The following is an 11,600-nucleotide window of genomic DNA, read 5'->3' on the forward strand; positions in this document are numbered from 1 at the left end:
GAACGTCGTCTGTGTGGCCGTGCTGGTGCGCCACGGCAGCGGCGCCGGGGGGATGGGGTCGCTGCCGCGCCAGCTGGCCGCCAATCCGCTGATCCTCGGCTGCGCCGCCGGGCTCGTGGTCAACCTCAGCGGGCTTCCCGTCCCCGCCGCCCTGCTCGGTACCGCGGACGTGCTCGGCGACGCGGCGCTCGCCTGCGGAATGATCTGTGTGGGGGCGGCCCTGTCCTGGCGCAGCCATCCGAAGGTCACCAGAGCGCTGGCGGTGTCCACGGCCGCCAAGCTGGTGGCGCTGCCGCTGCTCGCCGCGGGGCTCTGCCGGCTCTGGGGCGTCGGCGGAACGGCGGCCACCGCGGTGGTGCTGATCCAGGGGCTGCCCACCGCCGCGTCCGCGTATGTCCTGGCCCGCCGGATGGGCGGGAACGCGCCGCTGATGTCGGCGATCACCGCCGGTCAGACGGTCATCGCGCTGATCACCCTGCCGCTCGCGCTGCACATGGTCTGAGCGGCGGGGCCGGGGCCGGGGCGGCGGGCGCGGAAAACCTGACGGGCCGGAATCCGTCCACCCCTAAGATCATCCGATGAACGTCGCCCTTCATCCCCCCAAGCCCCGCCCCGGCGATCTCGTCGCGGTGATCTCCCCCTCGTCGGGTCTGCCCGGGCTCTTCCCCCTCCCCTATGAACTGGGGCTGAGCAGGCTGCGCAACGATTTCGGCCTCCGGGTGGCCGAGTATCCGACGACCCGCACGATGGGGGCGACTCCCCGGCAGCGGGCCGCCGACGTCAACGCGGCCTTCGCCGACCCCGCCGTGAAGGCGGTGGTCTCCAGCATCGGCGGCGAGGACCAGATCACCGTCCTCCCCTACCTCGACCGCGAACTGATCCGGGCCTGCCCCAAGCCGTTCTTCGGCTACAGCGACTGCACCAATCTCCTGCTGTTCCTGCGGAATCTGGGCATCGTCGCCTATCACGGCGGCACGGTGATGGCCGAGCTCGGCCGCCCCGGCGCGCTGCATCCGCTGACCGAGCGCTCGCTGCGGGCCGCGCTCTTCACCTCCGGTGAGTACGAGCTCTCCCCCTCCGACGACTACAGAGACGTCGACCGCCCCTGGGACGACCCGCGCACCTTCGACGGCGAGCCCGGGACGGAACCCGCCGAGGGGTGGTTCTGGCACCAGGGGGACCGCACCGTCGAAGGTCCCGGCTGGGGCGGCAATCTGGAGGTGCTCTCCTGGCTGCTGATGGCCGGCCGGGAGGTGTTGCCGGCCGAGGAGTACCGCGGACATGTGCTCTTCCTGGAGACCTCGGAGGACATGCCGAGCGATCGGGAGGTCTACTGGATTCTGCGGAGCATGGGCGAGCGCGGACTGCTGCGGCAGTTCCCCGCGCTGCTCATGGGGCGGGCGAAGAGCTGGTCGTTCGAACAGCCGCTCGGCTCCCCGGAGCGGGCCGGCTACCGCGAGCGGCAGCGGGCGGCGGTGCTGCGCGCGCTGCGCGAGTACGCCCCCGACGCCATGGCGGTGTTCGACGTCGAGCTGGGCCACACCGACCCGCAGCAGGTGATTCCGGTGGGGGGACGGATCCGGGTGGACGGTCCGGCTCGCCGGATCTCCGTCACATACTGACGACGCCCTGACCGGTTCTCGTCTATGGAGAACCGGTGAAACACGTGAAGAATCCACCAACGGTGAGGCATATCACGTGAGTATCACCCCGGTGAGGAGACCCCCTTGCACAGATTCACGTCAGGTCTGGCTCTCTGTGCCGCCGTCGTGGCGGCCCTGGCGACGACCGCGGCCCCCGCGTCCGCCGCCCCTCCCGCCCCGGCCGCCGCGACGGCCATGACCTGGACGCTCCTCGGCGACGGCCCGAGCGGCACGGTCCGCGTGGGCGGCGGTCCGCTCAGCAACCCCTACACGGGCGACACCCCGACGACGGCGTCCCTTCCGCTGCTCTGTCTGAAGATCACCGGAAGCCCCGTCCCGGCGGGCATCACCCCCGACTTCTACGCGGGCTGGGCGCGCGGCCAGGTCGCGGCGACCAGTCCGATCCGGGGGAACAGGCTGACCAGCCGCGCTCTCGCGGACGGGGTGTGCGCGAACAGTCTCGGCGCCGGCTGGCGGATGGCCGAATTCCACGACGGACGGTACGGACCCGCGCTGGAGCACTCCGGCGGCTGGAGCTACTGGGCCTACGGGGACGTGCCGCTGGGGACGCGCTTCTGGACGGCGATCAACGACCAGCCGACGAACCCCTGGAGCTGAGGCGCGCGGCCGGCGACTTCCGGCCCCGCGCCCTCGTGCCCCGGCGGTGTCCGCTCGGCTCGGCACCGCGGGGGCAAGCGGCCGGTCGGCCCACACCGCCGGGGCGGGCGTCCGGTCGGCCGGTCGGCTCGCCGCGCCGAGGCGCGCGTCCGCTCAGCTCAGCAGCGCCGGGGCGAGCGTCCGCAGATCGTCGAGCCGGAGATCCTGAGCGGTCTCGCCCAGCACCTGGAGGCAGACATGGTCCGCGCCCGCCTCGCGGTGGGCCGTGACCGCCGCGCGGACCGCGTCCTCGTCGCCCCACACCACGAGCGCCTCCACGAGCCGGTCGCTGAGGCCGTCCGCGAAGTCCGCCTCGGTGAAGCCGAGACGCTTGAGGTTGTCGAGGTAATTCGGCAGGCCCAGATAGAACTCCAGGTGCGCCCGGCCCCGGCGCAGCCCGGTCTCGCGGTCGGCGGTGAGCACCACGGCCTGTTCGACCGCGAGCAGGCTTCCGGCCCCGAGGGCGGCCCTGGCGCGGGCGGTGTGCTCGGGGGTGACGAGATAGGTGAGCGCTCCCTCGGCCTTCTCCCGGGCCAGGTCGAGCATCCGCGGCCCGAGCGCGGCCAGCAGCCGGGGCGGGCGCGGCAGCTCGGATCCGGCGGTTGTGTAGACCGCGGAGTCCATGGCGTCGAGGTAGGCGCTCATCCGCGCGAGGGGCTTCTCGTAGACCCGGCCCTCGCCGCGTACGGAGTCGATGAGCGGCCCGTGGCTGATGCCGAGCCCGAGCAGAAACCTGTCGGGGTGGGCTTCGATCAGGGTCCGGGCGGCGGCGTTGGCCGCTGTCGCGTCCCGGGCCCAGACATTGGCGATACCGGTGGCGGCCACCAGCCGTGATGTGGCGCCGAGCACCAGCAGCGCCTGGGTGAACGTCTCCCGTCCCACGGCCTCGCTCCACCACAGCGTGCCGTAGCCGAGTTCGTCGATCTCGGCGACCGTGTCGCGCAGATGGCCGACGGACAGCTGGTCCAGTGTTCCGCAGAAGAGCCCGACCCGTCCGAGGCCGGGCAGCGGCTGATGCAAGGTCATATCCACCTCCGTGCGGGGCGGAGGGGGACCGTCTCACCGGCGGATTCCGCCCGCCCCCGCCGGCTGTGCCGACCCTACTCAGCGCCGGCGCCGAGCGTCGTGCGACATTCAGCCGACCCGCTTGCCGTGGTGCCGGCGGCCGGGCTGACGGGGCCGGGCGGTATGCCGCTCCGCCGACCGCGCGGCCGGCCCGGGTCGGGCCCGGCGGGAGGGCGGCCCATACGGCTCGTACCGTATGGGTCGTATGAGCCGTATGAGCCGCCCGTTCGCTCGGATCGTCCGTCAGCTCTTGTCGGGACGCTCCGTCACCCGGACCGTGTTGACCAGGGGCTTGCCCTTGGTCCCGACGAAGCGCACATTGAGCGTTCCATCGGTCACGGTGGCGGTGTAGGAGCGCTGCACCGCCGTGTACGACGCCCCCGCCTCCAGGGCGATGTCCATGGCGGGCAGCACCTCGGTGCCCTCGACGAGCACATCGAAGACCCGCTGGTCGGGCCGGGTGCCGGACAGCTCGGCGAAGCCGAGTTCCACCGTGTAGACACCACCTGGCACCTGGTCGAAGCGGTACTCGTACATGCCGTCGCGGGCGGTACGGAAGAGCCGCTGGTCGTCGGTGCCGCTGATGGTCCGAGTGGTGGACTTGGCCGAGGTGCTGCCCTGGTAGCCGTACGATCCGCTGGTGTACCGGCGGTCCGGCGTCCAGGTGTCGCCGAGGCCGTCCACCGCGGCGGCGTTCGCCCCGGAGTCCAGCGCGGTCTGATAGCGCGGTACGACGATCTTGACCGGGATCGTCAGCACCGGGGTACGGCCGCTCTGCGACTCGACGCGGACATCGGCGGTGAGGACGGTGCCCGGCGTCAGACCGGCGGTGTCCGCCGACAGGGTCAGCGGCTGCTTCGCCCCGGTCGCCAGTTCACCTGCGGCCGGGCTGACGGACAGCCAGGGCGCGTCCTCGGCGACGGTGTAGGAGGTGCCGAAGCCCGGGTTGGACAGCTCCAGGGTGCGGGTGCGCCGCTGGTCCCCGGGGGCGATGATGTCGAGCGCGCTCCGCGAGGAGGAGACCTTGCCGGTCTTGAGCGACTCGTCGAGCGCGACGACGCTGTCCGCGCCGACCTTGACGGTGGTCTCCACCCGCTGGTACGCGGCGGCGGCCACGGTGACGGGCTGGTCGCCGGTCGGCGCCTGGGCGAGATAGCCGCCGTCCGCGCCGGTGACAGCGGTCACCGCCGACTGGCCGGCGCCCACGGTGACCGTCGCGCCCTCGACGCCCTTGCCGTCGTTGGCGTCGAGAATCGTGCCGCGGACCACGCCCTTCCGGTCGGTGCGGAAGGACACCGACAGTCCGTCGCTGAGGGAGGCGGCGTTGTACGAGTAGAGGAAGGCGTCGGTACCGGTCGCGTTCTCCACTCCGACCGTCGCGCCCGATCCAGCCTTGAGACCGGCGCCCGTGGTGCCCTTGTAGTGGTAGGAGACCCGGCCGTCCTCACCGATCAGCGCCGAGAAGGAGAACCGGTCGGACTGGGCGGACCAGTGCGCGATGTTCCGCCATTCCACGACATACGACCGGTGCGGCGCGGTGCCCACGACCCCGGTGAAGACGCCGGAGCCCTCGCCGATCAGCATCAGATCGTCCCAGAACGGGTACAGCGCCGCGTTCGGGGTGGCCGTGCTGGGGATCTGGACATTGGTGTCGCTGGTGTGCGCTCCGCCGAAGCTCACCGTGCCGTTGGTGCCCACATGGGCCGCGCTGTAGTTCTTCCCGTACAGCGGTACGGGGAAGGGCAGTTCGACCCGCTCGGTGGTGTTGTCGCCGGTCAGGGCCAGCTGCCGGTCGCCGGGCACATAGGCGCGGCTGCCGGTGGCGCAGACATGGCCGAAGGAGTCGACCCGCTCCTGGAGGTCGATCCGGACGGCGGCGTCCGCGACGACGTTGATCCGGACGCTCCCCGGGCTGAGGCAGCGGGAGGAGTGGGAGGCGCGGAGGTCGTACTCGCCGTGCGGCAGGGTCAGCTCGTAACGGCCCTCGGCGTCCGCCGTGGTGGTCACGGGGGTGCCGGAGACGGTGACCGTCGCTCCCCCGGCGGGTCCGGCGGGTGAGACGACCGTGCCGGAGATCTTCGCCGAGGGGGCCTGGGTCAGGTCGACGTCGCGGGTGGCGGCGCCCCCTTCGGTCACGGTCGCGTTCGCGGATCCGGTGGCGTAGCCGAACTTGGAGACCGCGAGCGCGTACTCACCGGCCGACAGGGCCGGGAAGGAGTATCCGCCGTCGGCGGAGGTGACGGCGGTGCGGTCGATGGGTCCGTCGGCGACGACCCGGGCTCCGGGCACGGGCGAGCCGCCGGAGGTGACCGTGCCCGACAGCGCGCCGACGGGTCCGCGCGGGGCGCCCTGGACGGCGGCGAGCGCGTCGAGCCGGCCCTCGCCGAAGACGTTGTTGTCGGCGGGGGTGCCGCCGCAGCCGGTGCTGTCCACGTCCACCGCGGTCTGGTCGATCAGCGCCTCGGTCTGCGCGATGTCGCCGTGGAGCGACGGGGAGGCCGACCAGATCAGGGCGACCGTGGCGGCGGTGTGCGGTGAGGCCATGGAGGTGCCGGAGAGCGACGCGTATCCGCCGCTGCGGACGGAGGAGCGCACATTGGAGCCGGGGGCGGCGACATTCGGCTTGATGCCGCCCTCGTCGCCCGCGCCGCGCGAGGAGAAGCTGGAGATCACGTTGTTGGCGTCGAAGGAGCCCGAGCTGTAGGAGGCTACGTAGTCGCCGGGCGAGCCGCTGGTGGCGCAGCCGGGCCCGGCGTTGCCGTTGGAGAAGGCCGGGAAGATGCCCGCGGCCCGCCAGGCGTTGACGATCTCCTTGTACCAGGGGTTGTGGGCCGTGCTGCCCCAGGAGTTGTTGACGATGTCGGGGGCGAGATCGGGCCGGGGGTTCTGGCCGTTCAGATCGGTGGGGGCCACCATCCACTGACCGGAGGCGAGCAGCGACGCCTGGGAGCAGGAGCTCGTCTCGCAGCCCTTGGCGGCGATCCAGGAGGCTCCCGGGGCCACCCCGATCTTGTTGTCCGCGCCGTCGTCGCCGACCATCGTGCCCATGGTGTGGGTGCCGTGGTCGTTGTTGTCGCAAGGGTCGTCGCCCGCGCAGACGTTCGCGGGATCGAACCAGTTGTAGGCGTGGCTGTACGAGCCGTCCGCCGCGCGGCCCCGGTACTGCTCGTCGACCGCGGGGTGCCGGAAGTCGACGCCGGTGTCGATGTTGGCCACGACGACGCCTTCGCCGCGTACGGCGAACTGGTCCCAGACCTGGGGGGCCTTGATCCGGTCGATGTTCCATTCGACGGCGTTGACGGTGTGCTCCCGGTCGCCCTCGACGGGCTTGGGGATGGACAGCCGGTCGTCCGCGTCGATGCGCGCGACTTCGGAGCGCTGGGCGATGGCCTCGGCCAGCTTGGCGCCGCCGACGACGCGTACGGCGTTCACGATCCAGTACGAGGTGTAGTCGGCGCGCATCCTGTCCAGGGCGCCCAGCAGCTCGGCCTGGGTGCGCCGGGCGTGGTCCCGTTTGGTCTCGTAGACGGCCTTCGCCTTGGCCGTCTTGGTCTTCGCGCGGGTGGCCGCGGTCAGATCCGCCGCGCTGTCGAGATAGACCCAGAAGACGGTCTTGCCGTCGTCGAGCTGGGCCGCGAGCTTGGGTTCGATCTTCCGCTCGGCCGCGGTGGGCGGGGGTTCGGGGGCGGTCGCCGCGAGTGCCTGCCCCCCGCTCAGGGGTAAGAGGACGAGCGCGGTCAGCGCGGCGCAGGCGGTGCGCAGCGGGCCGAATCGTCTGGTGCGTCTGATGCCTCGGGACGTACGTCGTGCCACGTTGTCTCCCTTTGCGCTGGCGGCGGGCGTACCCGCCGGAGGAAGTGCAGGAAACGTGCGTGGTTCAGGTGCGGTTCACCCCACCCATCGCCATGGACGGGTCAAGAACCGCTCGCCATGGTGGAACAGCGGACACCCGCGCAACAAGAGGGCATTCCCGGCGCGGTCGCGTCAGGGTGCGCACTCGGCCGCCGTTCGCACCGGTCCGCCGTCGTCCGGGCACGGCCGGAAGGGATGTTGCTCCTCGCCGCACGGCTCGGCGAGGATGTCTGAATGGGGGCACACGGGGAATTCACGCCACGGGGTGTACGCAGTTCCGCCGAGTACGTCGCGCTGCTGCGACGGCTCAAGGAGGAATCGGGTCTGACCTTCCGGCAACTGGAGGAGCGGGCGGCCGAGCGGGGAGAGGTGCTGGCGCGCAGCACCCTGGCCCAGGCGCTGCGCCAGGACACGCTGCCGCGCGCCGAGGTGGTGGTGGCCTTTCTGCGCGCGTGCGGGGAAGACCGGGATCTGGGGGTATGGCTGGAGATCTGGTCGCGTATCGGCGTCGACCGACCGCCGAACGGCGCTGTGGAGCCACGGCCGCGCTCCGCTCCGGCGCTCCGGGGCCGTTCCGTCATCGCCGCGGCGATGGCCCTGGCGCTCGTGACGGTGGCGGTGGCGGCCTATCTGCTGGGGAGGGCGGGCGCGGAGACGCGGAGGACAGACGCTCAGGACGGCTCCACGCCTCGCGGCACCCCGGGACCGACCAGGCAGGAGTGCCGGGGGGAGGAGTGCAAGGGCCGGCATCCCGAGCCGTACGGATGCTTCCGCGATATGCGGAAGCTGGGCTCCGTCGACCACCAGTCGGGAAAGCTGGAGCTGTTCCGCAGCCCGTCCTGTCAGGCGATCTGGGCGCAGGCGGTCCATCCGCGCAGGACGAAAGTCGTTGCCGCCTATGTGCGGACGGACGGCGGCGGCACCCTGTACATGGCGGGCGATGAGCTGCTGAAGGACTCGGTGGACCCGGCGGGCACGTTGTACACCTCGATGCTGCCCCAGAAGGTTCCGAGCTACGCCAAGGTGTGCTTCACCTACGAGACGTTCGAGGTCTGCGTGGACAGCGACGGCGACAGTCTGGTGAAGCCGATGCCGATGCCGTCGCCGTCCGCCTCGCGGGGCCTCTGAGGCCGCCGCCGGGGGCGGCCGGTCCGCGCGGAAGAGCGCCCGCGGTCCGGCGCGCTCCGGGCGGGGTCCGGGTCGCCGTCGCAGCCGTGGGCAGCGGAATCAGCAGGGTCCCGGAACCGCTCCGTGCCCAGAGGTGCGGGGCGGTCAGGGGTCATTTCCGGCCAGCCCCGTGAGCGGGACCGGCCCCGGTCACGGGGGAGGCCGTCCAGCCCGCCCACGCTCATGACCGGCTTCGGCGTCCGCCCGGTGGGAAGCGGCCGGCCGGTCCCGCGCCCTCGGTTCCGATGGCCGGAAGGCTCCTGTACGGATTCGGCCGTTCGCACGGAGTATCGGTGATACCAACGCGGTGCCCCGACCGGGCGAACGCCCGTCGCCGCTCCCAGACGTACCGGACACCAGCCCCTTCTGGAGGGCGTACGTGGCCTCTTCCCCGCCCGGCAGACTTGTCCTCACCCCGGCCCCGCTCGGCGACTCCCCCGTGCCGACCGGCCGGACGCTGATGATCCACCCGCCCTATGTCCACGACAACTACCTCACCGGGGACGCCCTCTTCTCCCCCGACCGGCTCCCCTTCCTGCCCGTCGCGCCGCTCTACGCCGCCGAGCTGCTGGAGACGCACGGGCTCGCCGAGCCGACTCTTTTCGACTGCCAGCTCCACGATCTACGCGAGCATCCGGACCTGGAGGGGTACGACTCCTTCGGCATCTCCGTCATGGGGGCCCAGAACATCACCCCGGCCGCCCATGTGCACCGGTATCTCACCGTCGACCGCGAGTTGCCCGCCGCACGGGTGCATATCGGCGGGCAGGGAATCGAACGGCTCTCCCGCGAGGAGTTCGGGCGGATCTTCCCCGGTGCGCACAAGACCGACCGGCAGGCGCTGGCCGGTCTGCCCGGGGCGATGGACATCGATCTCCAGCGTCAGCTCGACCGGCTCCCCGAACCGGATCTGCGGGTCTATCTCGCCCATGAGATGACCCTGCCGTTCAGCCAGGGCTGTCTGTTCGGGTGCAGCTTCTGCGGGGCGCAGACCCGGCGGCGCGAGTCGTTCTTCAATGTCCGGGCGCACTTCGACACCGCCTGCCGGCTCGCGACCCGCTTCGGCGTCTCATCGCTGTATCTCTACTGCACCTCACTGGACTTCTTTCAGCAGGGGCTGCCGGGCGGCGATCTCGATCAGCTCACCGGACAGCTCGAATCGATCATCGAGCTCAAGGAGCGCTATCCGGACCTGGACATCGGGATGCACGCACTGACCCGCGCCGACTCCTACAACGCGGCGATGCGCTCCGAGCACGTGCGCGATCTGGTGCTGCGCGCGGGCTTCGACCGGTTCGGCTTCGGCGCGGACGGCGCGGCCTCCGTCGAGGTGCTGCGCGCGATGCGCAAGCACGCCGACACCCTGCGCTCCGATCTGATCACGGCCTTCCAGCACATGGAGGAGAACAGTCTGACCCCGGAGATCCTCTATGTGTTCGGGATACCCGAGGACACCGAGGAGACGCTCGCCGAGACCCGGGCGCTCTGCGGTCTGCTGCTGGAGACCTTCCCCTCCTCGGAGTACCGGGGCTTCCCCGCGAAGAACGAGATCCCCGGCAACGCCAACTGGAACCGCAAGGGCTGGCGGGGCTCGGCGGAACACCTCCGGCTTCTCGACGAGCCCGACTACTTCCTGAACCTCGGGTTCGAGACCCTCGCCAACGAGATCTCGCACCCGGACCCGGCGATGCGGCTCATGGTGAACCACTACGCCGTCGACATGAGCATGCACGCCCATGAACTCGGCCGGGTCCGCAGCTATCTGACGGTCCCGGTCTCCCGGCCCGGCGCCGAGATCATGGACGAGCACACGCTCGGCGCCTTCCGCGAGATCACCGCCCATTACGCCCCCGGTCTGGTGGCGGATCTCGACACCGGCAATCTGGCGGCGCGGCGGGCGGCGCTGAACGCGGCGATCCCCAAGGACTACTGAGACCGGCGCCCGGCCGCGCGGCAGGGCGACAGGGCGCCAAGGTGACCGGGCGCCAAGGTGACAAGGCGGCGGCGGACGGGCCCGCCGCCCCACCGGGTCGGCCGCCACGGAACCCGTACCGGGTCAGCCGCCGGCCGAAATCCCCGCCAGGTCAGTCGTCGCTGACCTGGATTCCGTAACCGATCACCGTGCTCGGTGCTTTGAGAACGGACACATCGCTCAGCGGGTCCCCGTCGACCAGCACCGCGTCGCCGCGGAACCCCCGGGCGAGACGGCCCGCGCCGCGCTCCAGGCCGATCAGCCGCGCCGCGCCCGTGGTCGCGGTGCGGATGGCGTCGAGGGCGGGCAGACCCGCCTCGCGCATCAGCTCCACCTCCCGGCCGATCGGGTCGATCGCCCCGCCCGAGGAGTCGGTTCCGGCGGCGATCGGAACGCCCAGTTCGAACGCCCTGAGCACGGCACGCCGCGCGATCGGCAGAAAGACGCGACCGCGTTCGGCGAGAACCGGATCCGGGTCGGCCGCCAGCGATGCCATGGCGGCGAGGGTCGGGGTGAAGAAGGTGCCGCGCTCGCGCATATGGTGCATGGTGCGCTCGCCGAGATAGACACCGTGCTCGATGCTGTGCACCCCCGCGAGCACGGCGTCGTGGACGCCCTTCTCGCTGTAGCTGTGGCAGAGCACGGTCGCACCGCCGCGCCGCGCGGCGGCGACGGTCGCGGAGAGCTGATCGCGGTCGTACACCTGGGTGAGCGGGTTCTCCGTGGGCGAGCCCGCGCGCTCGTTCACGCGGGTCTTGATGACGTCCGCGCCCCGGGAGAGATTGACCTCGACCATCCGCCGCAGCGCCTCGGGCGTGCGTATCCCGTCCTTGAGACGGAGGAGCGGCGCGAGGTCCGGGTCGGCGAGCAGGGTGTCACCGGGCTTCGGCGTGACGAAGACGCCCGCCGCCCGCATCCTCGGCGCCTGGTCGGGCGCCCAGCGCGCCAGCTCCCGGAGTGCGATGTCCTGGTAGAAGGCGGTGGATCCGCTGCGGACGCTGGTCGCGCCGAGGCGGAGCGCCCGGTGCGCCTCGGCGTGGGTGCTGAGGTGGATATGGGCGTCGACCAGGCCCGGGAGCACCCAGCGGCCGTCGGCGTGCACGACCCGCGCCTTCTCCCGTACGGCGGCGGCGTCGCGGCGGGTCGCGCCGCGGGCGCCCGCGGCCCGTACCGCGCCGTCCTCGATGACGACGACGGCGTCCTCGGTGACCCGGCCGGTCAGCGGGTCGAGCAGGGTGCCGCCG

8 protein-coding genes are annotated in these 11,600 nt (G+C 71.8%); 5 read left to right on the plus strand and 3 right to left on the minus strand.

The features are described 5' to 3' along the window. The 3 genes from FF041_RS24795 to FF041_RS24805 all read left to right on the plus strand — a co-directional run. Positions 1-502, plus strand: a 502-nt coding sequence (locus FF041_RS24795; protein ID WP_194292165.1) for an AEC family transporter, incomplete at its 5' end; no start/stop codon positions are given. Positions 503-578: 76 nt separating this feature from the next. Further along, positions 579-1,622 (plus strand): S66 family peptidase, encoded by a 1,044-nt coding sequence (locus FF041_RS24800; RefSeq protein ID WP_153524875.1) that lies wholly within the window; start codon positions 579-581, stop codon positions 1,620-1,622. Between the two features lie 105 nt (positions 1,623-1,727). Next, positions 1,728-2,261 carry a flagellar hook-length control protein gene (locus FF041_RS24805; protein ID WP_153524876.1) on the plus strand — a complete coding sequence of 178 codons (534 nt, stop codon included), beginning with the start codon at positions 1,728-1,730 and terminating at the stop codon, positions 2,259-2,261. A gap of 153 nt (positions 2,262-2,414) precedes the next feature. On the opposite strand, the gene FF041_RS24810 is transcribed toward FF041_RS24805, so the two are convergent. After that, the gene (locus FF041_RS24810) at positions 2,415-3,326 is read right to left on the minus strand and encodes a TIGR03620 family F420-dependent LLM class oxidoreductase (RefSeq protein WP_153524877.1); all 912 of its coding nucleotides are present in this window, start codon (positions 3,324-3,326) and stop codon (positions 2,415-2,417) included. A 282-nt stretch (positions 3,327-3,608) separates the two neighbouring features. Further along, the gene (locus FF041_RS24815) at positions 3,609-7,178 is read right to left on the minus strand and encodes a S8 family serine peptidase (RefSeq protein ID WP_323392628.1); all 3,570 of its coding nucleotides are present in this window, start codon (positions 7,176-7,178) and stop codon (positions 3,609-3,611) included. 273 nt (positions 7,179-7,451) lie between these two features. On the opposite strand from FF041_RS24815, the gene FF041_RS24820 reads away from it, so the two are divergent. After that, positions 7,452-8,345, plus strand: coding sequence for a helix-turn-helix domain-containing protein (locus tag FF041_RS24820; protein WP_153524878.1), 894 nt, complete (start codon positions 7,452-7,454; stop codon positions 8,343-8,345). A 418-nt stretch (positions 8,346-8,763) separates the two neighbouring features. Next, a complete protein-coding gene (locus tag FF041_RS24825; protein ID WP_153524879.1) occupies positions 8,764-10,317 on the plus strand; it encodes a radical SAM protein in 1,554 nt (517 codons plus the stop codon). Between the two features lie 151 nt (positions 10,318-10,468). On the opposite strand, the gene FF041_RS24830 is transcribed toward FF041_RS24825, so the two are convergent. Continuing rightward, on the minus strand, positions 10,469-11,600 hold a 1,132-nt coding region (locus FF041_RS24830; protein ID WP_153524880.1), incomplete at its 5' end, for an amidohydrolase family protein.

The organism is Streptomyces jumonjinensis, assembly GCF_009600885.1.
GTDB lineage: Bacteria > Actinomycetota > Actinomycetes > Streptomycetales > Streptomycetaceae > Streptomyces > Streptomyces jumonjinensis.

Excerpts from the sequence above, each read along its gene's own strand:
- FF041_RS24800 (WP_153524875.1), top strand. The coding sequence starts at position 579 with ATGAACGTCGCCCTTCATCCCCCCAAGCCCCGCCCCGGCGATCTCGTC.
- FF041_RS24810 (WP_153524877.1), bottom strand. The coding sequence starts at position 3,326 with ATGACCTTGCATCAGCCGCTGCCCGGCCTCGGACGGGTCGGGCTCTTC.
- FF041_RS24820 (WP_153524878.1), top strand. The coding sequence starts at position 7,452 with ATGGGGGCACACGGGGAATTCACGCCACGGGGTGTACGCAGTTCCGCC.